21 protein-coding genes and 1 tRNA gene are annotated in these 23,454 nt (G+C 53.0%); 3 read left to right on the top strand and 19 right to left on the bottom strand.

Translation table 11 applies throughout. The annotated features are described in order from the left end of the window. Nucleotides 1-22 precede the first annotated feature (22 nt). Nucleotides 23-874, bottom strand: a complete 852-nt coding sequence (rpoH, locus tag JJU14_RS03245; RefSeq protein WP_228611164.1) for an RNA polymerase sigma factor RpoH — start codon at nt 872-874, stop codon at nt 23-25. A 183-nt stretch (nt 875-1,057) separates the two neighbouring features. Between rpoH and JJU14_RS03240 the strand changes: the two genes are divergently transcribed. Further along, nucleotides 1,058-2,266 (top strand): HDOD domain-containing protein, encoded by a 1,209-nt coding sequence (locus JJU14_RS03240; protein ID WP_228611163.1) that lies wholly within the window; start codon nt 1,058-1,060, stop codon nt 2,264-2,266. Nucleotides 2,267-2,283: 17 nt separating this feature from the next. On the opposite strand, the gene ftsX is transcribed toward JJU14_RS03240, so the two are convergent. The 3 genes from ftsX to ftsY are packed head-to-tail and all read right to left on the bottom strand — an operon-like array spanning nt 2,284 to nt 5,146. Beyond that, on the bottom strand, nt 2,284-3,264 hold the full coding sequence (gene ftsX, locus JJU14_RS03235; RefSeq protein WP_228611162.1) for a permease-like cell division protein FtsX: 981 nt from the start codon (nt 3,262-3,264) through the stop codon (nt 2,284-2,286). Beyond that, nucleotides 3,261-3,944: a cell division ATP-binding protein FtsE gene (gene ftsE / locus JJU14_RS03230; RefSeq protein ID WP_228611161.1), complete on the bottom strand. Its 684-nt coding sequence runs from the start codon at nt 3,942-3,944 to the stop codon at nt 3,261-3,263. The genes ftsX and ftsE overlap by 4 nt, the downstream gene beginning before the upstream one ends. 2 nt (nt 3,945-3,946) lie before the next feature. Further along, the gene (gene ftsY / locus JJU14_RS03225) at nt 3,947-5,146 is read right to left on the bottom strand and encodes a signal recognition particle-docking protein FtsY (protein WP_228611160.1); all 1,200 of its coding nucleotides are present in this window, start codon (nt 5,144-5,146) and stop codon (nt 3,947-3,949) included. A gap of 79 nt (nt 5,147-5,225) precedes the next feature. Here ftsY and rsmD point away from each other — a divergent pair, with 79 nt between their 5' ends. Further along, on the top strand, nt 5,226-5,813 hold the full coding sequence (gene rsmD, locus JJU14_RS03220; protein WP_228611159.1) for a 16S rRNA (guanine(966)-N(2))-methyltransferase RsmD: 588 nt from the start codon (nt 5,226-5,228) through the stop codon (nt 5,811-5,813). On the opposite strand, the gene rnr is transcribed toward rsmD, so the two are convergent. The 13 genes from rnr to tsaE all read right to left on the bottom strand — a co-directional run bounded on the left by rnr (nt 5,810) and on the right by tsaE (nt 21,385). Next, nucleotides 5,810-8,170, bottom strand: coding sequence for a ribonuclease R (gene rnr, locus JJU14_RS03215; RefSeq protein ID WP_228611158.1), 2,361 nt, complete (start codon nt 8,168-8,170; stop codon nt 5,810-5,812). The two genes, rsmD and rnr, sit on opposite strands and share 4 nt — an antisense overlap. Before the next feature lie 65 nt (nt 8,171-8,235). Beyond that, on the bottom strand, nt 8,236-8,871 hold the full coding sequence (locus tag JJU14_RS03210) for a tetratricopeptide repeat protein (protein WP_228611157.1): 636 nt from the start codon (nt 8,869-8,871) through the stop codon (nt 8,236-8,238). Nucleotides 8,872-8,992: 121 nt separating this feature from the next. Continuing rightward, nucleotides 8,993-10,249, bottom strand: a complete 1,257-nt coding sequence (locus JJU14_RS03205; protein ID WP_228611156.1) for a S41 family peptidase — start codon at nt 10,247-10,249, stop codon at nt 8,993-8,995. Nucleotides 10,250-10,485: 236 nt separating this feature from the next. After that, nucleotides 10,486-11,787, bottom strand: coding sequence for an adenylosuccinate synthase (locus tag JJU14_RS03200; protein WP_228611155.1), 1,302 nt, complete (start codon nt 11,785-11,787; stop codon nt 10,486-10,488). 81 nt (nt 11,788-11,868) lie between these two features. Then, the gene (locus tag JJU14_RS03195) at nt 11,869-13,044 is read right to left on the bottom strand and encodes an aminotransferase class V-fold PLP-dependent enzyme (protein WP_228611154.1); all 1,176 of its coding nucleotides are present in this window, start codon (nt 13,042-13,044) and stop codon (nt 11,869-11,871) included. Between the two features lie 53 nt (nt 13,045-13,097). Next, on the bottom strand, nt 13,098-13,976 hold the full coding sequence (gene hflC / locus JJU14_RS03190; protein WP_228611153.1) for a protease modulator HflC: 879 nt from the start codon (nt 13,974-13,976) through the stop codon (nt 13,098-13,100). A 3-nt stretch (nt 13,977-13,979) separates the two neighbouring features. Continuing rightward, the gene (gene hflK / locus JJU14_RS03185; protein ID WP_228611152.1) at nt 13,980-15,140 is read right to left on the bottom strand and encodes an FtsH protease activity modulator HflK; all 1,161 of its coding nucleotides are present in this window, start codon (nt 15,138-15,140) and stop codon (nt 13,980-13,982) included. A 38-nt stretch (nt 15,141-15,178) separates the two neighbouring features. Further along, a complete protein-coding gene (gene hflX / locus JJU14_RS03180) occupies nt 15,179-16,459 on the bottom strand; it encodes a ribosome rescue GTPase HflX (protein ID WP_228611151.1) in 1,281 nt (426 codons plus the stop codon). Between the two features lie 43 nt (nt 16,460-16,502). Beyond that, on the bottom strand, nt 16,503-16,763 hold the full coding sequence (hfq, locus tag JJU14_RS03175) for an RNA chaperone Hfq (protein ID WP_091338981.1): 261 nt from the start codon (nt 16,761-16,763) through the stop codon (nt 16,503-16,505). A 94-nt stretch (nt 16,764-16,857) separates the two neighbouring features. Beyond that, on the bottom strand, nt 16,858-17,784 hold the full coding sequence (gene miaA, locus JJU14_RS03170) for a tRNA (adenosine(37)-N6)-dimethylallyltransferase MiaA (protein WP_228611150.1): 927 nt from the start codon (nt 17,782-17,784) through the stop codon (nt 16,858-16,860). Between the two features lies 1 nt (nt 17,785). Then, on the bottom strand, nt 17,786-19,567 hold the full coding sequence (gene mutL, locus JJU14_RS03165; protein WP_228611149.1) for a DNA mismatch repair endonuclease MutL: 1,782 nt from the start codon (nt 19,565-19,567) through the stop codon (nt 17,786-17,788). Continuing rightward, entirely contained in the window at nt 19,567-20,886 is a 1,320-nt protein-coding gene (locus tag JJU14_RS03160) for an N-acetylmuramoyl-L-alanine amidase (protein WP_228611148.1), read from the bottom strand. The genes mutL and JJU14_RS03160 overlap by 1 nt, the downstream gene beginning before the upstream one ends. Beyond that, on the bottom strand, nt 20,873-21,385 hold the full coding sequence (gene tsaE, locus JJU14_RS03155; protein ID WP_228611147.1) for a tRNA (adenosine(37)-N6)-threonylcarbamoyltransferase complex ATPase subunit type 1 TsaE: 513 nt from the start codon (nt 21,383-21,385) through the stop codon (nt 20,873-20,875). Before tsaE ends, JJU14_RS03160 begins: the two co-directional genes overlap by 14 nt. A 132-nt stretch (nt 21,386-21,517) precedes the next feature. Between tsaE and queG the strand changes: the two genes are divergently transcribed. Continuing rightward, nucleotides 21,518-22,645 carry a tRNA epoxyqueuosine(34) reductase QueG gene (gene queG, locus JJU14_RS03150; RefSeq protein ID WP_228611146.1) on the top strand — a complete coding sequence of 376 codons (1,128 nt, stop codon included), beginning with the start codon at nt 21,518-21,520 and terminating at the stop codon, nt 22,643-22,645. A gap of 73 nt (nt 22,646-22,718) precedes the next feature. Here the strand turns inward: queG and JJU14_RS03145 are convergent. Together JJU14_RS03145 and orn are read right to left on the bottom strand one after the other, a co-directional pair. After that, a tRNA-Gly gene (locus JJU14_RS03145) sits at nt 22,719-22,794 on the bottom strand. A gap of 71 nt (nt 22,795-22,865) precedes the next feature. Then, on the bottom strand, nt 22,866-23,417 hold the full coding sequence (orn, locus tag JJU14_RS03140) for an oligoribonuclease (RefSeq protein ID WP_228611145.1): 552 nt from the start codon (nt 23,415-23,417) through the stop codon (nt 22,866-22,868). Between the last annotated feature and the right edge of the window lie 37 nt (nt 23,418-23,454).

Below are 23,454 nucleotides of genomic sequence, written 5' to 3'. Positions count from 1 at the left end.
TTTTTTTATGGACCAAGGTTGCTTAGCTCATCGCAGCTTGCAGCTTTTTCATGGCATTTTTTTCCAGCTGGCGTACCCGCTCGGCAGAGACTTGATAACGCTCGGCCAGTTCCTGCAAGGTCATCTTGCTTTGTGCCAACCAACGGGCTTGGATAATATCTTGGCTACGCTCGTCCAAGGTACGCAAGGCTGCGTGCAGTTGGTCATGCGCCATATCACCGGATTGCTGGTCCTGCACCTGGCTGGCCAGATCCGAGCTTTTATCTTCCAGGTAATAAGCCGGTGCTGTGTAAGCCTGGTCGTCATCACCTTCGGGTGCATCGAATGGCATGTCGTAGTTGCTCATACGAGATTCCATCTCGCGCACTTCATGCTCGGCTACACCGAGTGACTCGGCAACATGCTTGACTTCATCCTGGCTAAACCAGCCCAGATGTTTTTTCGATTTACGCAGGTTAAAGAACAGTTTGCGCTGGGCTTTGGTGGTGGCAATTTTCACAATGCGCCAATTCTTCAACACGTACTCATGAATTTCGGCTTTGATCCAGTGCACGGCAAAAGAAACCAGGCGAACTCCAACGGAAGGGTCAAAACGTTTAACGGCTTTCATCAGGCCGATATTGCCCTCTTGCACCAAGTCGCTGACTGGCAAACCATAACCTGAATAACTGCGGGCAATGTGCACCACAAAGCGTAAATGCGACATGATAAGCTGACGGGCGGCTGCTAAATCGCCATGCTGATGCAGACGCTCAGCTAAGCCTTTCTCTTCTTCCGCGCTTAACATCGGAATGGAGCTAACCGTCTGGGTATATGCTTCAAAGCTACTGCTGGCGCCTAAGGTCAGGGTCATAAGTTCAGATGATTTTGTCATGCTGGGCTTCCATCCATCTCAAATTGAAAAGTATCTTAGCACTCTTTGACGGAGAGTGCTAATTTTAGTTTCAGCTTTGCCAGAATTAATTTTTCTAAGGCCGCTATCTTCATAGCCATCAGTAATATACGGCACGAAGAAATTGCTTTACACTGAGCTGAGCAAGCAAAAGGAACCCATTTCATGTACGGTTTTGTGGCGCGCCAACCCATTTTTGACAAAGAGCAGCAGCTGCTTGGCTATGAGCTGCTCTTCCGGGATAGTGCACAAAACCGCTTTCCGGATATTGATCCGGATGAAGCGACCAGTCGGCTACTTTCTGAACAACATCTGCTGTTTGGCCTGGAGCGCATTACCGGCGATAAACTGGCCTTTATAAACTTCGCTGAAGACAGCCTGCTGTATCAATTTCCTACCGCACTCGATCCAAGCAAAACCGTGATTGAAATTCTGGAGTCGGTGCACTTTAGCAGCGAGCTGCTCACCGCCTGCCGTGAACTGCATGAACAGGGCTATCAGCTCGCATTGGACGATTTCACTTTTCATTCGCAGTGGCAGCGGCTGATGCCCTACATCAGCTACCTGAAAATTGACATCCAACAAAACCCACTGTCGGGCCTGGCAGAGAAACTGGCTGAGCTAAAAGACTTTCATGGCAAGCTGTTGGCCGAGAAAGTTGAAACCATGGCCGAATTTCAGCAGCTGCAGCAGCTGGGGTTTGATTACTTTCAGGGCTACTTCTTTGCCCGGCCCGAAATGCTCAAGCATAAACGCCTTGGCCATCACCAGATACACCTGTTGTCCCTGATTGCCGAAGCGGCCGAGCCGGAGCTGGATTTTGATAAGCTGGTGCAGGTTATGGAGCGAGATCTGGGGTTATCCTACAAGCTGCTGCGCTTTATCAACAGCGCCTATTACGCCCGCCCTAACCCTATTCAGTCGCTAAAACATGCCATGGTGTTTATGGGTGAAGTCGAGCTGAAAAAGTTTATCGCTCTGGTTGCGCTGTCCAACCTGGCAGAAAATAAACAACCTGAACTACTCAAGTTATCCATTATCCGGGCCCGCTTTTGCGATCTGGTGACCAAGGCAGCTGGCCAGACTGAACTGCAATCCAGTGCTTTTTTAACCGGCATGCTGTCTTTGATTGATGCCTTGCTGGAGCAGCCACTGGATCAGGTACTGTCGCAGCTGCCACTGGAGTCAAGTATCAAGGTGGCTTTACTGCAGCAGCAAGGGCCGCTAAGTAAGCCACTGAAATTGATCCTAGATTATGAACAAGCCAATTGGCAGCTGTGTGAACAAGCCAGCAGCAAGCTCATTCCTGGCCAAACCGACATCCGCTCGCTCTACCTGGATGCCATTGACTGGGCAGAACAGCTGCAGCTGTAGCTGTGCACCCCAGAGTGTCAGGGGCCACTTGGCTCAATGGCACGAATATGGCGACTGACAGAAATGTAAGAGCCGGCCAGTCCAAGCAGAACTGAAAGCAACAACAACGCCAGAAACTCACTAAAGCTCATCGTCATCAGGGTGAAATGACTCTGGTATAAATCGGTGATCTGACCGATAGCTCCTTCCAACCACCACACCATCAACTCCACCACCAGAAAGGCCAGCAAACCACCAAAAACGCCAAACCAGACGCCGGTGTACAAAAAAGGTCGCTGGATAAAAGCATCGGTGGCCCCGACCAGCTTCATCACTTCAATTTCTTCTTTCTTATTGATAATGGACAAGCGAATAGTATTGCCGATAATCAGTAGTACTGCAGTTAACAGCAACAAGGCAATAGCCAGCACCGCCTGGCGCATCAACAGCAAGATGGCATCCAGTCGTTCCAGCCAGGCAATATCCAGTTTACCAAAATCAACAATCCGCTCTTGCTCAATACGACGGCGTAGTTGCTCCGCCGCCTGAGGCTGGGTATGACGCGGTAACACCAGGATCACATGGGGCAAGGGGTTATCGTCCAGCAGCTGCAATGCCTGACCAAAACCCGATACTTGCTGAAACTCTGCCATAGCATCGCTTTTAGAAATAAAACGCACCTGCTCGATATCCGGATCAGCACTCAGCATGGTGACCAGCGTACTGATTTGGGTATCGGTGGCGTCATCTTTGATAAAAAAGCTGATCTCGGCGGCTTGAGTAAAGCTACCACTGATACTTTGCACGTTTTTAACCAGCAAATGCAGCGTCGTTGGCAGGGTCAGGCTGACACCAAGCACCGCTATGGTCATCAAGGACGCCAGCGGTGTGCGCCACAGCTCACCCAGGCTGCCAATGCACTGACGCAGGTGCTGCACCCAAAACATCAACCAGCGCTGCAATGGATGGATCTGTCTGCTGCTGGCACCAGCCGCCCGACCGGAAAACAGAATACTCACAGTGGCTCCTCGTATTGCAATAAGCCATCGTTGATCATTTTGCCCTGTTTTAACGTCAGGGTACGGTACCGCATCCGCGCTACCAGGCTGTGATCGTGGGTGGCAATCAGTACCGACACACCGACCTGATTAAAGGCTTCAAATACCCGCATAATGTCTTTCGACAACTCGGGGTCAAGGTTACCGGTCGGCTCATCGGCCAGCAGCAAAGGTGGCTTATTTACCACAGCGCGGGCAATGCCTACTCGCTGCTGTTCTCCACCGGATAGGGTTTCCGGCAGACAGCGTACTTTATCCAGCAAACCGACTTTATCCAGCGCCGCATGCACCCGCTTGACCATCTCTTTGCCGGTAAAGCCTTCTATCACCAAAGGTAGTGCCACATTATCGAACACAGTATGCTCCATCAGCAGACGGTGATTCTGGAAAATAATGCCAATATCACGCCGGATATAGGGTACCTGGGAGCGGCGAATCCGCTTTAAATCGACGTTGTTGATCAATACCCGGCCACTGGTAGGGCGCTCGATCAGGCTGATAAGTTTCAGCAAGGTGCTTTTACCGGCACCTGAGTGACCGGTTAAAAACGCCATCTCACCTTTGGCCAGCTCGAAACTGATACGATCCAGCGCGATAAAGCCACCGGGATAACTTTTACTGACCTGATCGAACGTCAGCATAATCAGGAGTCCTTGTTAAACAGTGCCTGGATAAAGTCGGTGCTGTGAAAGGTACGCAGGTCATCGATCCCTTCACCAACCCCAATGTAACGGATAGGGACCTTAAACTGATCGGCAATAGCAAAAATCACCCCGCCTTTGGCGGTACCGTCTAGCTTGGTCAGGCTGATGCCGGTTAAGGGCACCGCCTGATTAAAAATGCGCGCCTGACTAAGTGCATTCTGCCCGGTGCCGGCATCCAGCGTCAACATCACTTCGTGCGGGGCATCCGGCTGAATTTTTTGCAGCACCCGGACAATTTTCTTTAGTTCTTCCATTAAGTGGGCTTTGTTTTGCAGTCGACCAGCGGTATCGGCGATCAGCACATCGGCTTTACGCGCTCTGGCTGCCTGATAAGCATCAAAAATCACCGAGGCGCTGTCAGCGCCGGTATGCTGCGCCACCACCGGGATCTGGTTACGCTCGCCCCAAACCTGCAATTGCTCGACTGCCGCCGCACGAAAGGTATCACCGGCGGCCAGCATGACGGTTTTGCCCTGCTGCTTAAACTGCTGCGCCATCTTGCCTATGGTGGTGGTTTTACCAACCCCGTTGACACCAACCATCAGGATCACGAAGGGACCTTCACGGCACTCTGGCACCAACGGCTGTTCGACATCCTGCAGCAAAGTTGCCATATCCTGCTGCAGCTTTTGATACAGCAAGTCGGCATCTTTTAAGGCTTTACGATCGGCATGCTGGGTCAGCTGGCTGATGAGTTTCTGGGTGGTTTCCACCCCCACATCAGCCAGCAGCAACTGAGTTTCCAGCTCTTCGTACAATTCATCGTCTATTTTCCTGCCGGAAAATAAACTGGCCAGGCCCGCCCCCAGGTTCTGACTGGTTTTGCTCAGCCCTTGCCGCAAGCGGGCCAACAGGCCTGGCTTATTGGCCTGGACCGGCTCAGGCTTACTCATAGACTGCGGTGCATAATCAGCTGCAGACTTTGGTGCAGACTCATTTTCAGAACTAGTTACTGGTTCGGCTTTTTCCTCAGTCTCTGAGCTTGTCATTGGCTCTGGCGTTTTGTCGACTGGCTCAGGGTTGTCGACTCGCTCAGGGCTGTCTGCAGCCTCAGTGATCTCTGCTGGTTCAGTGCTGTCGGGCTTTGGCGCTTTCTTGCCAAAACCAAGCCAGGAGAAGAGTTTGGATTCTTTGCTCATAAGTCGGTGTCAGTGCACTTCAGATCGGGTAAAATTGGTGGTTATACTAGCATCTTCACTGACAGGCATAAACCATTAGATGAGACGACCAGCTGCAGCAAAAAAACCAGCCAGCCCGGGGCAAATCCGGATCATCAGCGGCCGCTGGCGGGGCCGGAAAATTCCGGTCGCCGATGCCGAAGGGCTTAGACCCACCACCGATCGGGTGCGGGAAACTCTGTTTAATTGGCTAATGCAGGAAGTTGCGGAGCAACGGGTACTGGATTGCTTTGCCGGCAGCGGCGCTCTGGCGCTGGAAGCCTTATCCCGTGAGGCCAGCTTTGCGTTGCTGCTGGAAAAAGACCGGCAGCAAGCTCAGCAGCTACAGAGTCTGTGCCAAAGCCTCGGTGCCAACGCCGAGGTGCAACAAACCGATAGCCTGCACTATTTGCAACAAGGCTGCAGCCAACCCTTTGATCTGGTGTTTATCGACCCACCATTTCGTCAGCAACTGGCCGAGCCATGCTGCCAATTGCTGGAACAACACGGGTGGCTCAGTGTCGAGGCCTGGATCTATCTGGAAACCGAGAAAGAGCTACCCTTGCAGGCGTTACCAGCCAGCTGGCAGCTGTACCGGGAAAAAATCGCCGGCCAGCTGGCCTATCGTTTGTTCCGCCGTCAGCCTTAACTTTTTTTCTTAGCCTTCGGCTTACCTTTGCCGGCTGGCTTACCCGGCCGGCCTTTGGCTGCCGGTTTGGCTGCGACCGCTTTGCGCCTGCTGCCAGCTGGCTTTTTCGCGCTCTTCACCACCACCTTACCAGGCAATGGCTGAGCCGGATCTTTGACTTTGCTCTTACTGCGGCGTGGTGTACCGCTTTCTTCCAGTGCAAGATCGATGGTGCGACTTTCTAAATTGACCGCCATCACCTTGACCTTGACCAGATCGCCAAGCCGGTAGCCCTGACGGGAATGTTCACCCATCAATATCTGGCGCTCGGCATCGAAGTGGTAGTAATCGTTTTTCAGTGAGGTCACATGCACCAACCCTTCGATGTACAGCTCGGTTAACCGGATAAAAAGGCCAAAGCTGGTGACGGTAGAGACCACTCCATCGAACTCCATGCCCAGATGATCCTGCATGTACTCGCATTTCAGCCAGTCCGATACTTCACGGGTAGCATCATCGGCCCGGCGTTCGGTCATTGAGCAGTGCTCACCGAGTTGCTCCACTTGCTCCGGGCTGTATCGGTGAGCACCTTTGGTGTGCTGACCTTGCTGCTGCAAAATCGACTTAATACTGCGGTGCACCACCAAATCCGGATAGCGCCGGATCGGGGAGGTAAAGTGGGCATAAGCCGGCAGCGCCAGACCAAAGTGCCCCTGGTTATCGCCCTGATAGACCGCCTGCTTCATCGAGCGTAGTAAGGTAGTTTCAATCAGCTCGCGATCCGGTCGGTCGGCCAACTTAGCCAACTCCTGCACCAGTTGCAGCGGCTCGGGCTCATCCGGCAAGGTGGTTTCAATACCAAGCTCGGCCAGGAAACGGCGGAAGTTGGCAAAGCGATCCGGGTCCGGTTGCTCATGCACCCGATACAGCGCAGGCGTTTTGTGCTTCTCGAGGAAGCGGGCCGCCGCCACATTGGCCATGATCATACACTCTTCGATCAACTTGTGCGCATCATTGCGGTGCACCGGCACAATCTGTTCAATTTTACGATGGCTGTTAAAGATAAAGCGAGTTTCCACCGTCTCAAATTCAATGGCGCCACGCTGCGCTCGGGTTTTCGCCAGCCGCCGGTACAGGCTGTACAAGGTTTCCAGTGCCGTAAGATTGGCTTGGTACTGCTGACGCAAAGCAAGATCGCCCTGCAAGATCGCATGCACCTTGCTGTAGGTCAGGCGGGCTTTCGAGTTCATCACCGCTTCAAAAAAGCGGTAATTCATCAATTTGCCATTGGCACCGATGTCCATCTCGGCCACCAGGCAAAGCCGGTCCACATGCGGGTTAAGTGAGCAAAGCCCATTGGACAGTGCTTCTGGTAACATAGGCACCACCTGATCCGGGAAGTACACCGAGGTGCCGCGTAATAAGGCTTCCTGATCCAGTGGCGTATCCACCTGCACATAGCTGCTGACATCAGCAATAGCCACCCAAAGACGCCAGCCGCCATCATCACGCGGCTCGGCATAAACAGCATCGTCAAAGTCACGGGCATCTTCACCATCGATGGTGACAAAAGGCATGGCGGTTAAATCGACCCGGTCGGCTTTATCGCCCGCGGCAACCTCTTCACCATAGTGGCTGACTTGTTTGCTCACCGCCTCTGGGAATTGGTGCGGGATTTGATGGTTACGAATCGCAACTTCGATTTCCATGCCAGGTGCCATATGTTCACCCAGCACTTCCAACACCCGGCCAACGGCATTCACCCGTTTGGTCGGCCGCTCGGTAATCTCAACCAGCACCACCTGGCCATGGCGCGCTTCGCCCTGGGCACCTTCAGGTACCACAATATCCTGACCAATGCGCGGATCATCCGGCACTACCACAGCCAGAGCATAATCACGGTAATAGCGTCCGACGACCGCTTCAGTGCGTGGTTCCAATACCCGTACAATACGTGCTTCCGTTTTTTGGCGGCCGCGGCTGCTTTCTGTCAAGGTGGCCAGTACTCTGTCGCCATGCAGCAACCGCTGCATCTCATGGTTTGGAATAAACCAATCCGGCCCGCCTTCATCCAGCTTTAAAAAACCAAAGCCATCGCGGTGACCAATCACCCGGCCCTGCTTCAAGTCCATTCGATCGACCAGACCGTAACGCCGGTTCTTGGTAAAAATTAACTGGCCATCGCGCTCCATAGCACGCAGCCGCTTTTTTAAGGCGAAAATAGCATCGTCATCGGTCAGCTTTAACTCGGCAACCAATTCCTCAAAATAGGCAGGTTGTTGCCGCTTTTCGATGTGCTCAAGAATAAACTCACGGCTTGGGATCGGGTTGTCGTACTTTTCCTGCTCACGGGCAAGGAATGGATCTTTAATGGTCATGCATGACCCTTCTGTAACCTAACTAATCTTCAGTGTAACACCTTCAGCGGATCCTTGTATGACATTCAGGACACTGGGCGGCGCGCCCGTTGCACCACCCGTTCAGGCATCCGCTGTTCGAACTGACGAAGTAACTGGCTGATTTTCTGATGCGTTGTGCTATCCGCAGTCACGGAATGGTGCAACCAGCGATAGACCTGCTCGTAATCACGCGGGCTGCCAGCATCGCCAAGCAAGATCTCCGCCAACCGAATAGTAGCCGGTAAATTGCCAAGAGCGGCCGCTTCACGCAAATAGACTATGGCTTTTTCAGCATCGGGCTGAACAAAGCGACCAATGTGGTAATAACGCCCCACTTGTTCCAGTCCCTCCGGCAAACCCTGAGCAGCGGAGTCCTGCATCAACTGCCAACCCCGCTCAATATCCCGCGGCACACAAACCGCATAAGCCAACATATCGCCCCACAAAAACTGATAAGCTGGAAGCTTCATAATATCCGCACGGGCTTCAATATCCCGCACCAGCTGGCAATCGTCGTCCTGCACCCGGCGCAAATGACTGTTGGTTCGGATCAGTGCCAACAGCTCATCCTGGGTATACAGCTGCACCGCTTCTAACTGGCGAATACGCACTTCTTCTGCCAATCCAAGGCCACTTAGCAACACACTAGCGAACACTGCTGCATATAAAAACCGTCTCATCTTATCTCGCCTGGCTGGTTGGTTGCAGAGCAACACCTCTGCACGTTAGCTGCTTAGTATAAAAATATAGCAAAAAAAAGGCCAACTCTGTTGGTTGGCCTTCTTTACGCAGCTTCAGAGGTTAGTGTTCATTCCACTGCTGCCAGAATGGCTGCGCCAGGTTTTGCTTCGGCGCTGTCAGACGCACAGGCCCGTCTGCTTGCAACAACAAGCTGTCAAACAACTGCTGTGAGCTGTCCGAGCAGCTACCGTTCGCTACATAATACAGCGCCTCCTTTAACAAGGCTTCTGAAGTTACCCCCCAATCACCCGGGATGGTTTCCCGGGCAGGGCAATTTGGCATCAGGCCTTCAAAGTAGTCACCAAAACCGTCCGCATTCACTGTCTGGAAATTCACCGCAAACATCACTTGATTACGTGCATCGAAAAACTCTGGCTGTTGGCCGACAGGTTTGCCACAAGTTACCTCACCAATTTGCACCACATCAATAAAAGGAGATAAAGAGTTGATTAAAATTTCGCTAGAGGAACAAGAACCAGGCGTTGTAAGCACATGCACGCGATCTAACCCAAGGGCAGTAAGATTCCTCAACTCCACATTGGTGAACAGGGATGTTTGATTTTTGTGGCTATTCTTATCGTTATAAGCAAAGGTCACAAAGGTTTTCCCTTGCACCGCTGGCCAGGCAATGTGGGATGCAAGCTGGCTTGCCACCCGAATCAGGCCACCACCGTTGTAACGAACATCCACAACTAACTCATCGATATTTTGTTGTTTGAAGTAGCTAAATGCTTGCTCCAGCTCGGTTTCCGACAGTTCAATAAAGGAATTAAACACCAGATAACCAACCCGCTTGCCTGCTTCTTCAATCACAGAGCGATGCAACACAGTATTGGTGGTTACTTCGCGCTTGATAAAATCGGATTGCATTACTGTACCATCCGGTTTAGTCCAAACGAAATTGCGCATCACGCCATCATCATTGGGGCCAAACATATCGTCATTGGTGGCACGTCCTGCATCTATATCGGCATACCACTCAGCAATGGACTTGCCTTCAATCTCCGTGATGCGGTCTCCACGACGCAAGCCGTTTTCAGCCGCTGAACCATCATCGTAGACGAAACGAACCAGCAAAGCGCTGTCGCTATCGACGATCCGAAATGACATGCCAAACCCAAAAAAACGGGCATCGATAAAGCGCGACTGATAGTCCGCTGCCGACATGGTGTAGCTAAACCGATCATTCGGCGCACTTAGTGCCTGCACCAACTGATTGGTGGAATTAAATTGTGTTAAATTGACCGTTTGCGGCATCTCGCGGTACCAAAGGTAGTAACGAAACATCAGGCAAAAGGCTTCGGCGTTAGCCGTCACGTAAGAAGGACAATTTGCCCCTGAAAATTGACTTTGATTTGGGCCCGTTGGTGGTGGAGGACCGCCGGTGGCCCCTGATGAATTAGAACCAGATCCACCACAGGCGACCAACAAAAGCGATGCAAATACAACAAGATACAACTTCATTTTAGCAACCTCATATTTACCTGATTGTGTATCATATAAAAAAAGCTGCCCTAATGGCAGCTTTTTAAGGAACCGAACATCACAAAAAACTAGGCGCTTGTAAAAGGGTGCCGTAAAGTAATCGTTTCATTTCTGTCCGGACCGGTCGAGATAATATCAATCGGCACGCCAGTGAGCTCTTCCAAACGCGCAATGTAATTGCGTGCCGCTTGCGGTAAATCATCAACCGACTGACAACCAAAAGTACTGTCCTGCCAGCCTGGCATGGTTTCATACACAGGCGTGACCTGCTCGTAGCCTTCCGCTGCCAGTGGTGGCACATCCAGCACTTCGCCGGATGGCATCTGATAGCCGGTACAGATACTGACCGTTTCCAGCCCATCCAGCACATCCAGCTTCGTCAGACAAAAACCGGAAATACTGTTCAGCTGTACCGCCCGACGCACCGCCACCGCATCAAACCAGCCGGTGCGACGTTTACGGCCGGTAGTGGCACCAAACTCATGGCCTTTAACACCAAGATGCTCACCAGCCGCACAGTGCAGCTCGGTTGGGAATGGACCAGCGCCAACCCGGGTAGTGTAGGCTTTGACAATACCCAGCACATAGTCCAGGTAACGAGGGCCAAAACCACACCCTGTCGCCACACCACCCGCCGTGGTATTGGATGAAGTAACATAGGGGTAAGTCCCATGGTCAATATCAAGCAAAGTACCCTGGGCACCTTCAAACATAATGGCCTTGCCGTCGCGCCGCGCTTTGTCCAGCAAATCGGTGACATCAGCCACCATGGCTTTCAGTGTATCGGCAATGGCCAGCGCATCATCCAACGTTTGCTGATAATCAACTGCTTCTGCCTGGTAGAATTGCGTCAGAGTAAAGTTGTGCAGTTCCATCACTGTTTTCAGCTTTTCAGCAAACAGCTCCGGATTGAACAAGTCACCAACACGCAAACCTCGACGAGCCACCTTGTCCTCGTAGGCTGGGCCGATGCCACGACCTGTGGTACCAATTGCTTTGGCACCACGCGCTTTCTCACGGGCAATATCCAGAGCAACATGGATCGGCAGGATCAATGGGCAGGCTTCGCTCAGTACCAGGCGATCTTTCACCGGGATACCACGCTGTTCCAGCATGGCCATTTCTTTTAGCAGAGCTTCCGGCGATACCACCACACCATTGCCGATCACGCAAGTGACGTTGTCACGCAGAATGCCTGACGGGATAAGGTGCAGAACCGTTTTCTCACCACCAATTACCAGGGTATGACCTGCATTATGACCGCCCTGATAGCGCACCACATAGCTGGCTTTATCAGTTAACAAGTCAACGATTTTACCTTTACCTTCGTCACCCCATTGGGTGCCCAACACAACGACGTTTTTGGCCATGGTTCCTACAACATGGAAAAAAAATAGGCGTGGATTCTACCAAAACTCTGAGCAAACTGCATCTGGATGGCTGAAAAAAAGTCAGTTACTCGTCGTAAATCGCTCCAGACAGCGCAAATCGAACTGTTCAGCGCATTGATAGAGGGCAAAACCAAAACGCAATCGGTTGCCACGGTAATCCGTAAGAATATGATGTTGCTTTAAAAAATCAGCCAGCGCTGCAGCCTCATCGGCTGTTGGCAGAGCAAAGGTGAAAAAATGACCGTGGTGCTGCACATCGCGCTGCAACAGCTGTTCATTGCTCAGTGCCGTCTGTGACAAGGTGCTGAGCTGTTGTAAAAAAGCCTGTTGCAGCTGCTGCACATAGTGATGAATGCGGCTGACACTGATCTGCTCGCTGTGCAATAAACGCAGCACTGCATGCAAACGAAACAGAGCACTGAAGTCCATGGTAGCGCCGGCAAAACGAAAGCCATCGGTACTGTATGGCACCCGCTCACCACGCTCTGCACTTAAAGTACCAAACTCAGCAAACCAACCGGTATAAAGCGGTCGGTAGGAGTTATCCTTTGGGCAGAGCATGAAACAACAGCCCTCACCCGCCTGAGCATACTTGTAGCTGCCAGCCAGATAAAAGATACGCGATTCAATGGCCGACAAATCCACTGGCAAAGCCATAAAGGCATGATAACCGTCAATGGCAATCATCGCTTGTGACACTGCGGCCAACTGCTGAACAAAGGCTGTTAAATCTGCCAGTGCCACACCGGAATTAAAAAACACCTGGCTGCAGAAAATCAACTCAAATTCCTGACTGGCCGCTGCTGCGACAAAACGCTGCTCAAAGTCAGTGAAGGGTTCGGTTGGAATCACCGTCAGTTGCACCAGGTTGTCTTCCTGCAGCCTGCTCACCTGGCGCTGGAAACTGTAAAACTCACTGTCGCTTGTCAGGATGCGGATGGGTTGGCGCCAGTCAAAACAACTGAGCAAACGCATCACCAGCTCATGGGTATTGGGCGCGAACACCAGTTGCTGCGGTTGTTGGCTGCCCAGCTGGGCTGCCAGTAATTGCTGCGTTTGCGGCAACACCTCGCCAAAGATGGTTTGCCACTTTTCATCGGAGCTGCGCGCGCTTAAGTCCCAGTAGTCCAGCATGGCCTGGCGGGTGACATCCGGCCAGAAGTGGTGGGAGTGACTGGCAAAGTGTTGCTTGCCCTGATGCCCCTGCAAAAAGTGCTGATACAAATGTTGATACATAATGATTTACCTAACAAAAAGGCCCCGCGGGGCCTCTTTTTTATGTACATGGTTTATTGACGTTGTATCGTCTTCATGTGTTTGAAGAAGTCGCTGTCCGGTTGAATCACCAACACATCGTCCTTACTGCGGAAGCTGCGCTTGTACGCTTCTAAGCTACGGATAAAGGAGAAGAACTCCGCATCCTGGTTGTAGGTATCCGCATAGATGTTGGCTGCCTGTGCATCCCCTTCACCGCGCACGGTGCGTGAGTTACGCTCTGCATCGGCCAGCATAACGGTGATACGGGCATCGACATCAGCCCGGATCTTTTCGGCTTCTTCCATACCGCGTGAGCGATGCTCACGGGCAACCGCCTGACGCTCGGCCCGCATCCGGGCAAAGATGGAAATACTGATTTCATCCGGCAGGTTAATTTGCTTCACCCGTACGTCAATGACTTCAATGCCAAGCTCAGCTGCCGCAATACCAGCTTGCTGCAGGGCGCTCTCCATCAACTCGGTCCGCTCACCAGAGACAATTTCCGGAATGGTACGGGTACCAAACTCGGTCCGCAAACCGTTGTTGATGTACTGCTTTAACAGCACTTCAGCTTGCTGGGTATTGCCACCGGTACTTAAGAAGTACTGACCAAAGTCACGAATGCGCCATTTAACATAGCTGTTGACCAACAAGTCTTTCTTTTCTGCGGTCACAAAGCGATCGGCCGGATCATCCAGGGTTTGTACCCGCGCATCCAGCTTACGCACGGTTTCAATCATCGGAATTTTAAAATGCAGGCCTGGCTCAAACACCTGCACATCGCCGGCAGCATCACGCTGAATCTTACCGAACTGGATCACGATGGCCCGCTCACCTTCCGGCACCACAAAGAGCGCCGAAGACAGGATCAGGCCGGCAACCACCAGGATTGCTACAATTAAATTTTTCATGCCTTAACGTCTCCCATCACGAGTTGTGGTGCCACGAATGCCATCCTGCCGCGGAGCGGTATTTTGCGAGTCCTGCAAAGAACGCGGAGGCGTTACTGGCAAGGCGCTGGACGAGCCGGAACCACCCGCACCACCTTTTAACATTTGATCCAGTGGCAAGTACATGATGTTGTTGCCGCTGCTGACATCGATCAAGACTTTAGAGGTGTTGCTGTACACTTCTTCCATGGTTTCCAGATACAAACGCTCACGGGTCACACGCGGTGCAGCCAGATACTGAGGCAGCAACTGCTCGAACCGAGCCACTTCCCCCTGGGCGCGTAAAATCACCTGTTGGCGATAGGCTTCTGCTTCTTGCATGATCCGGTTCACCTGACCACGGGCACGAGGTTCAATTTCACGGGCATAGGCTTCTGCTTCACGCACAAAACGTTCCTGATCTTCCTGTGCTGCTATGGCATCATCGAAAGCATCACGCACTTCTTCCGGTGGACGGGCATCACGGAAGTTGACATCCACCAGGGTCAGACCCATCTGGTATGGCGTTATGATGGTTTCCAGTTCCTGGCGGGTATTTTGCCGCACCACTTCCCGGCCACGAGTCAGGATATCATCCATCAGCGAGTGACCAATCACAAAACGCAAAGCTGCGTCGGTCGCTTCCTGCAGGCTGTTGTCTGCGTTCACCACCGAGAACAGGTAAGAGCGCGCATCAAACACCCGGTACTGAATTTCAAAGGTCACCCGCACCAGATTCTGATCCTGGGTCAGCATAAAGCCATCGGTTCGGAAAGAGCGAACACTGGCGATATCGACCGGTCGCACCTGATCAATAAAGGTGGGTTTCCAGTGAATGCCTGCCCCCACTTCGGTATGGTACTGACCGAAACGCAGGATCACTCCCCGCTCGGATTCTTTGATGGTGTAAAATCCACTGAAGGCCCAGACCAACGCCGCTACAATAGCCACCAGCAAGAGCAAGGTAGATATAGAGCCGCCACCAGAGGAACTTTGGTTGCCCCCGCCAGAGCCGCCAAAGATGCCACCAAACTTCTTACCAAAATTACGAAACACTTCATCTAAATCGGGCGGGCCTTGATCACGACCCCCTTGTTTCCAAGGGTCGTTATCTTTGCCATTCTTGCCCGGCTCATTCCAAGCCATGGTCTACTCCACTCAATATTGCAATTTGGGTTAATGTATCAAAAAAGCGGTTCGCTGACGATATAGTTTTCCAGTCTGCCTTTACTTTGCTGCAGCAAACGTCCCCAATCGGTCGCTGAAACACTGATGCGCAGTTCCGTTGTACCCTGCTCGGTAAAGTGCTCCTGTTCAACTGCATGCAATTGATGCAAGCGCGCCCGCCAGATACCAGCATCAGCCGGCAAGGATAGTGTCAGGCGTAAATAGTGCTGCGCCAACCGCTGTCGGATAGCGTCCAGCAACAGTGGCACCCCTTCCCCGGTCTGCGCCGACAAATACACCGCCTGTGGTAAGTCGTCTTCGTCACGATCAATACGGGGAGCCAGCGCACACTGATCAATTTTATTCCAAACCAGCAGTTGTGGCACCTCGGAGGCTTCAATTTCGGCCAGCACTTTTTGCACCTGTGCCAACTTCGCTGGATAATCGCCATCGGCATAATCCACCACCAACAGCACCAGATCAGCATCCTGAGTTTCCTGCAAGGTGGATTTGAATGCGGCAACCAAATCGTGAGGCAACTCACGGATAAAGCCAACGGTATCGGCCAGCACGACATCACCAAAATGAGCCAGCTCCAGACGGCGTAAAGTAGGATCCAGGGTGGCAAACAGTTGATCTGCCGCATGGACATTGGCTTGCGTCAGGCGATTAAACAATGAGGACTTACCAGCATTGGTATAACCGACCAATGCCAACACAGGCACTGCAGCTCTATGCCTGGCTTGACGGCCTTGCTCGCGCTGCTTCGTCATTTTATCCAACCGCTGACGCAAAGCAGTAACACGCTGACGCAGCAAGCGCCGATCCGTTTCCAGTTTGGTTTCGCCCGGGCCACGTAAACCAATGCCGCCTTTTTGCCGCTCGGCATTATCCCAGCCACGCACCAAACGCGACGATAAATGCCGCAGTTGTGCCAGTTCTACCTGCAGCTTGCCTTCGTAGCTGCGGGCCCGCTGCGAAAAAATATCCAGGATCAGGGTGGTACGGTCAATTACACGGCACTGACAACAACGTTCCAGATTGCGAGTCTGCGCCGGACTCAGATCGTGATTAAATATAAGGACCGTCAGTTCGGATGCAATGACGTGCTCTGCCAGAGATTGTGCAATGCCTGAACCAACGTAATAACGGCTGTCCGGTCGCTGCCTGCGACAACGCACCGTATCCACCACCTCGACACCCGCCGATCGAGCCAGCAATACAAGTTCGTGCAAAGATTCCTGCTGCCTTTGCGCAGAAAACTCGACCTGAACCAGCACTGCCCGTTCCAGATCCATACCCGATGGATCCGGGCTGTTTGGCCCTGTTGCTGCGGAGGGGTTAATCGTCTGCTTCGTCAGAGTCGCTCCCGCTGTTGGCGTGAGCCATCATGGTGTTCACTGCCCGCGAAGGCACCACCGTTGAAATGGCATGTTTGTAAACCATTTGGCTGACTGTATTCTTTAACAGAATGACGAATTGATCAAAAGACTCAACCTGCCCCTGCAATTTAATACCATTGACCAGATAGATAGAAACCGGGATACGCTCCCGCCGTAAAGTGTTCAGGAAAGGATCCTGTAATGATTGGCCTTTTGCCATGTGCCGCATTCCTTATTGTTATAAGTCCGCTTGATCTATGGATTCATTTAGATTTTTCAAGTTAAACAACTGACTATTTTTTTGCGTCCCGAGTTTAGCTTAGCGAAGTTAACACCGCTTGCAAGTTTTCCGTCAGTTTTGCTTCAGTTTTCAACCAGTTTACATTCTGCCAGCCCCGCAACCAGGTCAATTGTCGCTTAGCCAGTTGCCGGGTAGCGGCAATTCCTTGTTGTTGCATCTGCTGGTGATCGATAGCACCATCCAGATAATGCCACATCTGTCGGTAGCCTACACAGCGCATCGATGGCAATTGCAGATGCAAGTCACCCCGCTGCTTAAGTTGTTGCACTTCCTGCTCAAAGCCAGCTGCCAGCATTTGCATGAAGCGTAATTCTATACGTCTGTGCAGCTCGGCCCGATCGGTCGGCGCTATCGCAAATTGCCGAACCGGAAAGGGCAAGGCACTGCCTTGCTGTGCCGTTAGCTCCGTCATGGTCTGACCGCTGATGCGATAGACCTCCAGCGCCCGGTTAATACGCTGTGGATCATTTGGATGTATCCGAGCAGCTGAGACAGGGTCAATGACGGAAAGTTCCTGATGCAGTGCCTCCCAGCCTTTTTCCTGTGCTTCCTGTTCCAACTCAGCCCTGATTTGTGGGTCTGCCGCCGGTAAGGGTGAAATGCCTTGCAACAGCGCTTTGAAATACAACATGGTACCGCCTACCAGCAGTGGCAAACGGCCCCGCTGTTGGCTGCGTTCAATGCAGGCCAATGCATCGCTGCGAAAATCTGCGGCTGAATACGCCTCGGCTGGATCTTTAATATCAATCAAATAATGGGGTGCCGCCGCCAGTTCTTCTGCTGACGGCTTGGCTGTACCAATATCCATACCCCGGTAAATCAAGGCACTGTCAACACTGATGATATCAACCGGAAGCTCCGCCGCCAGCGCCAATGCCAGTGCTGTTTTGCCGGATGCCGTTGGCCCCATCAAAAATACAACCGGAGTTTGCTCTGGCATCTTATTGCTCCAGTGCCTGAACGGCCGGGTTGATATCAATGGCTACAGTGGCGGCTTCTAATCCATCACTCAACAGTTCTGGCTGATAGTGTATAAGGGTATCGGCCTGAAGCCAATGCGCCTTTAGCAGTATATCGATGGCGCCGGCCAAATCGTTCTGTTGCAATTGCTGGAAAAACGGCAGCAGGCACTGTTGCAATGGACTGCGTTGCAACCAAAGCGGCACGGCCCGCACAATCAGCAACTGATCACGCAGCAGTAAATCAAAGCCCAGCCCAACCAGCCTATCGGCCAGCTGTTGTAATAACGTCACTTCCTCCGGGCTGACGGCCAGCCGCATCGGTACCAGCAAGGTTTTGCCAGCAGGACGCTCGTTTGTCGTGGCCTGGCACAGCAGCGCCATGCCTTTGGCCAGGCTACGTAGCTGGATGCCCTCATCGCATTGCAGCAGCAAAAAGCGATTTTGCACCGACCAGGGTGTCGCTGCAGCCGGCGCTGATGCGCTTACGGTTTCTGTCTGCGGCGCCAGCACATAGGAAGCCTTGCCTGCATCCTGCAGCTGACTGACCTCATGTTGCTGGCTGCCTTGCTGCAGAGCATCCAAGTACTGCAACTGGCGCGCGACCTCTGCAGCCGCTGGTTTCGCGGGTGGATTATAACTACGGCTACTGCGGGCAGTGGCGGTTTGTCCAGGGCCTGGAGGTGTTTTCCAAACCGCTGACAATGCCGGCTCTGCTTGCGCTTGCATACTGACCGGCGTTGTAGCCGTAATCAATGCCTCAGGCTGCAACTGCGCCAGGGCATCGCCAAGCGCACTGGCAACAAAGTCGTGCACCAAACGGGCCTGATGAAAACGCACCTCATGCTTGGCCGGGTGCACATTCACATCCACTTCCGTCGCTGGCAGCTCCAGATACAGCACAAAAACCGGTTGCTGATCGTCGCTTAAATGTTCGCCATAGGCTTGCCGGATGGCATGATTGAGCAATTTATCGCGCATCATCCGGCCATTAACGTAACTGTACTGGCAGCCGGCTTGCCGCTCGATGGCTGCAGGCGGTAACAACCAACCCCAGAGCTTCAATTGCTGGTGTTGGTTTTCAATCCAGCAGGCGCTGTCGGCAAAGCGTCGGCCACAAAGACTGCCCACCCGCTGCAATTGTTGGGCGGCAGTACTGGCGGCTTTTAAACGTCGCACCGGCTGGCCGTTGTGACTGAGTGTCCACCCCACATCAAAACGACTAAGTGCCAGCCGTTTAATCAGCTCATCGATATGGAAAAATTCGGTTTTCTCGGTACGCAGAAATTTACGACGGGCCGGCGTATTGAAAAATAAATCCAGCACCTCGACCGTGCTGCCCACTGGGTGAGCGGCTGGACGCAGCTGAACGTGCATATCCCGTCCTTCGGCACTGGCTTGCCAGCCAGTCTCTTGATTGGCTGGCCGCGAGGTCAAGCTTAAACGAGCCACCGAACTGATACTGGCCAGGGCTTCACCACGAAAACCCAGGCTAAGTATCCGCTCCAAATCATCCAGACTGCTGATTTTACTGGTGGCATGGCGGCTTAACGCCAGGGTTAGTTCCTGCTGAGCAATACCGCAACCGTTATCCCGGATGCGGATCAGTCGGGCACCGCCTTTCTCAATATCAATATCGATTTGGCTGGCACCAGCATCCAACGCATTTTCCACCAGCTCCTTCACCACAGAGGCAGGGCGTTCGACGACCTCTCCCGCCGCAATCTGATTGGCTAGCTGCGGCGGCAAAATCTGAATTGGCATTAGTCTGGGATCCGCAGCACCTGGCCGATACGGATGGTATCGCCATTGAGCTGATTGTGTTGCCGCAAGGCTTCTACCGATACATTGTAACGCTGAGCAACCAGCGATAAAGACTCGCCACGCTCGACCCTATGCTCCCGCGAGCGATGCTGCGCAAACAAGGAGTCGGCAGGCGGTGATTCGCGAAAATGCCGGCGTAGGCCCTGGAACATGGATTGCGCCAGACGCTGTTGGTGCTGAGCCGTACGAAGCTGCTGCTCTTCCTGCGGGTTGGAGATAAAACCGACTTCCACCAAGATCGATGGGATATCGGGCGAGCGCAGCACCGCCAAACTGGCCGCTTGAGGCTCGCGCCGATGTAACCGAGTAATTTGCCCAAGCTCAGCCAATACATGTGTTGCAGCCTGGTGCGCCGACACCATCGAATGATTCATCGACAAATCCAGCACGGTTTGCGCCAGATAACGCTCCTGCGTTGAGTCGCGGATAATTTCACCGACCCCACCGAGCAGCTCAGAATGGCGCTCTTTTTGCTCCAGCATTCGACCTACTTCCGAGGTAGCACGGCGTAAGGACAATACCCAGACAGCAGCTCCACGCGGTTGTGGTGAAGTAAAGGCATCGGCGTGAATCGAGACCAGCAAATCAGCCTGCATCTCTCGGGCAATATCTGTCCGCCGATTCAGGTGTACAAAGTAATCGCCGGTACGCACCAGCACGGCTTTCATACCCGGCTCGTTATTAATCAGCTCCGCCAGCCGGCGAGCAATTGGCAGCACCAGGTTTTTCTCAAAAGTGCCCGCAGGTCCGATGGAGCCTGGGTCCTCTCCCCCATGGCCAGCATCGATGGCGATGATAATATCACGACCAGGCTGGCGCTGTGCCCGGGCCTGGGCTACGGGCAGCTCCCGCTGCTCGCCTTTAAAGTCAACCACCAGCCGATGCCCATAAGGCCCGGTCGGTGGCAGGCTAAATACGTTGGCAGAGGCTTTTTCCGACAAATCCAGCACGATGCGCAGCGTTTGGTTGTTGGCGGTATAGCTGGAACGGATATTTTGAATCAGACTGGCATCACCACTGGCTGCAGGCAGCCGGCTCTGGGCTTTGTGCTGGCGTAGATCAATGACAAAACGATGCGGATTCTCCAGTGCAAAGCTACGCTGATCTGGCGCAGCAGCCAAATCAAACACGACCCGTGTATTTTCCGGTGATGGCCAAATCCGGATACTTTGCACTTCATTGCTGGCTGCCCATACCGAACCAGCCCAGCAACACAGCAGTAACCACAGCCAGTGAACCTTTTTCTTATCGTTCTTCATGCGCACTCATCGTTGTTACTATCGAACGGCCCAACTCACTCTGTCCGTGGATACTCAGCGTACGTACCGGCTCGTCAGCGTCAGCCTGATAACTTAGCGCTAACACCAGGTCCGGCTCTGGCAAAAAGCCGAGTCCACGCTCCGGCCATTCAATCAGGCAAATCGCCTGGTCGCTGAAATAGTCGCGACCCCCAATAAATTCAAGCTCTTCCGGATCTGTTAACCGGTATAAATCAAAATGATAAATTTGTCTAGTCGCCAGTTGGTAAGGCTCTACCAGAGTGTAAGTGGGACTTTTCACTGCGCCCTGATGCCCCAGCGCTTGCAGCAAACCGCGACTAAAGGTGGTTTTTCCTGCCCCGAGAGGTCCCTGTAAAAACAACACCGCCTGCTCTGGCAGCAAATGAGCCAGTCTGGCAGCAACTTGCTGGGTCACAGCTTCATCCAGTAACACGATCTGAAAGCGATTTACTGCCTGCACGCGATTTGCCTCTACCATTTAGCTGCTCTGACCGCAGATTTTAACAAAAATTCCGCCCAACTGTTATCCCTGATGACAGCGGCACGAAAGATTACCAGCCAAGGGTGCTTATGCTACCATCGGTGCATTCATCCTTTACTTCACTACGGCATGAGCTTAGCAGCACTGGCAACACGCATTAAAACCTGGGCCAAGGAGCTTGGCTTTGCCGACTGTGGCATCACCGATACCGATTTAAAGCGGGAAGAGCCGCGCTTGCAGGCCTGGCTGGAGCAGGCCTTTCATGGTGAAATGGATTACATGGCGCGCCATGGCATGGTTCGCGCCCGCCCTGACGAATTACTTCCCGGTACACTGCGGGTGATTTCAGTGCGGATGGACTATTTGCCTGAACGCGCAGCTTTTGCCAGTAATTTACAAGACCCAAGCCAAGCCTACATCAGCCGTTATGCGCTGGGGCGCGATTACCACAAGGTGATCCGCAGAAAGCTGAGACAACTGGCTGAGCGGATAGAGCAGGAAGTCAGCGAGCTAGGTTACCGACCTTTTGTGGACTCAGCCCCGGTGCTGGAGCGACCACTGGCGCAAAAAGCAGGGCTTGGTTGGGTGGGTAAACACAGCTTGCTGCTCAATCAAGAAGCCGGCTCCTGGTTTTTTCTCGGCGAACTGCTGGTCAATCTGCCACTGCCGATTGATGAACCACACCCGGGGGATTGCGGCAGTTGCGTCGCCTGCATCACCAGTTGCCCAACCCAGGCCATCGTTGCCCCTTTTGTGGTGGATGGCCGGCGCTGCATTTCCTACCTCACCATCGAGCTAAAAGGGGCGATTCCACCGGAGTTTCGGCCACTACTTGGCAACCGGATCTATGGCTGTGACGACTGCCAGTTGGTCTGCCCGGAAAACCGGGCAGCACCGTTGAGCCTGGAAGCTGATTTTCAAATCAAAGAGCATTGGCGCGATCAAAGCTTACTGAGCTTGTTTGGTTGGGATGAACCCACTTTTTTACAGCGTACCGAAGGCAGCCCAATTCGCCGTATTGGTTTTGAGCGCTGGCAACGCAACCTGGCAGTGGCACTTGGTAATGCGCCTTTTTCTGAGGATATCGTGCAGGCGCTGCAACTAGCGCATGCAGCTTCATCCGAGCTAGTGCAAGAGCACATCGGCTGGGCCCTGCAGCAGCAACAGAAAAAGCAGTGGCTCAATGAATCTTTACTACCCCGGCAAACAGAGCGGCTGGTGCGGATTGTGAAAAAAGGCCTGCCACGCGATGCCTGACAGCCGCCACCAGCCTTCAAATCAACAAGTACAGAAAGCAAAAAAGCAGCCAGAAGGCTGCTTTTTCAGAATTTGGAGCGAGTAACGAGGTTCGAACTCGTGACCTCGACCTTGGCAAGGTCGCGCTCTACCAGCTGAGCTATACTCGCATTATGCATCAGGGCTGGTGACGTTCCTGATGCCGCGCATTTTACAAAAACCAGCGGCCAATGCAAGCCCTTTATTGCGGAATTTTGAAAAAATGCGTGCGATAGGTGACTAATTCACCGATGGAGTCACGGATATCATCCAGCGCCAGGTGGCTGCCCTGCTTTTGCACTTGTTTTAAAATCTCAGGAGCCCAACGTCTGGCCAGCTCTTTGACGGTACTGACATCCAGATTGCGGTAGTGAAAATAAGCCTCCAGCTCAGGCGCATACTCCACCAAAAAGCGCCGGTCCTGACCAATGCTATTGCCACACATCGGCGACTTTCCGGCCGGCACAAACTGGCGCAAAAAGGCCAGCGTTTGTTGCTCAGCCTCGGCCAGGCTGACGGTGCTGCGACGGCAACGCTCAGTCAGGCCACTTTTGCCGTGCTGCTCAACACACCAGGGATCCATGCCATCCAGCACTGCGTCCGGCTGCTTGATTGCCAGCGACGGCCCCTCGGCCAAAATAGTCAGCTGACTGTCAGTCACGATGGTGGCGATTTCCAGAATTACATCTTTTTTCGGGTCCAGCCCGGTCATTTCCAGATCAAGCCAGATTAAATTGTGTTCACTTACTGCCATTGCGGTTTCGCCTCTCAGCTGCGCTAAAGCGCCGGAT

Origin of the sequence: Alkalimonas sp., from assembly GCF_020831925.1 — a bacterium.
Lineage (GTDB): Bacteria > Pseudomonadota > Gammaproteobacteria > Enterobacterales > Alteromonadaceae > Alkalimonas.
The sequence above is the reverse complement of the archived record's forward strand: the minus strand, read 5'-3'. Positions and strand labels throughout refer to the sequence as shown.

What these genes read in the sequence shown, in the direction of transcription:
- rpoH (WP_228611164.1), bottom strand. Translation starts at nt 874, where the DNA reads ATGACAAAATCATCTGAACTTATGACCCTGACCTTAGGCGCCAGCAGT.
- JJU14_RS03240 (WP_228611163.1), top strand. Translation starts at nt 1,058, where the DNA reads ATGTACGGTTTTGTGGCGCGCCAACCCATTTTTGACAAAGAGCAGCAG.
- ftsE (WP_228611161.1), bottom strand. Translation starts at nt 3,944, where the DNA reads ATGCTGACGTTCGATCAGGTCAGTAAAAGTTATCCCGGTGGCTTTATC.
- ftsY (WP_228611160.1), bottom strand. Translation starts at nt 5,146, where the DNA reads ATGAGCAAAGAATCCAAACTCTTCTCCTGGCTTGGTTTTGGCAAGAAA.
- rsmD (WP_228611159.1), top strand. Translation starts at nt 5,226, where the DNA reads ATGAGACGACCAGCTGCAGCAAAAAAACCAGCCAGCCCGGGGCAAATC.
- rnr (WP_228611158.1), bottom strand. Translation starts at nt 8,170, where the DNA reads ATGACCATTAAAGATCCATTCCTTGCCCGTGAGCAGGAAAAGTACGAC.
- JJU14_RS03210 (WP_228611157.1), bottom strand. Translation starts at nt 8,871, where the DNA reads ATGAGACGGTTTTTATATGCAGCAGTGTTCGCTAGTGTGTTGCTAAGT.
- JJU14_RS03200 (WP_228611155.1), bottom strand. Translation starts at nt 11,787, where the DNA reads ATGGCCAAAAACGTCGTTGTGTTGGGCACCCAATGGGGTGACGAAGGT.
- JJU14_RS03195 (WP_228611154.1), bottom strand. Translation starts at nt 13,044, where the DNA reads ATGTATCAACATTTGTATCAGCACTTTTTGCAGGGGCATCAGGGCAAG.
- hflC (WP_228611153.1), bottom strand. Translation starts at nt 13,976, where the DNA reads ATGAAAAATTTAATTGTAGCAATCCTGGTGGTTGCCGGCCTGATCCTG.
- hflK (WP_228611152.1), bottom strand. Translation starts at nt 15,140, where the DNA reads ATGGCTTGGAATGAGCCGGGCAAGAATGGCAAAGATAACGACCCTTGG.
- hflX (WP_228611151.1), bottom strand. Translation starts at nt 16,459, where the DNA reads ATGGATCTGGAACGGGCAGTGCTGGTTCAGGTCGAGTTTTCTGCGCAA.
- hfq (WP_091338981.1), bottom strand. Translation starts at nt 16,763, where the DNA reads ATGGCAAAAGGCCAATCATTACAGGATCCTTTCCTGAACACTTTACGG.
- miaA (WP_228611150.1), bottom strand. Translation starts at nt 17,784, where the DNA reads ATGCCAGAGCAAACTCCGGTTGTATTTTTGATGGGGCCAACGGCATCC.
- mutL (WP_228611149.1), bottom strand. Translation starts at nt 19,567, where the DNA reads ATGCCAATTCAGATTTTGCCGCCGCAGCTAGCCAATCAGATTGCGGCG.
- JJU14_RS03160 (WP_228611148.1), bottom strand. Translation starts at nt 20,886, where the DNA reads ATGAAGAACGATAAGAAAAAGGTTCACTGGCTGTGGTTACTGCTGTGT.
- tsaE (WP_228611147.1), bottom strand. Translation starts at nt 21,385, where the DNA reads ATGGTAGAGGCAAATCGCGTGCAGGCAGTAAATCGCTTTCAGATCGTG.
- queG (WP_228611146.1), top strand. Translation starts at nt 21,518, where the DNA reads ATGAGCTTAGCAGCACTGGCAACACGCATTAAAACCTGGGCCAAGGAG.
- orn (WP_228611145.1), bottom strand. Translation starts at nt 23,417, where the DNA reads ATGGCAGTAAGTGAACACAATTTAATCTGGCTTGATCTGGAAATGACC.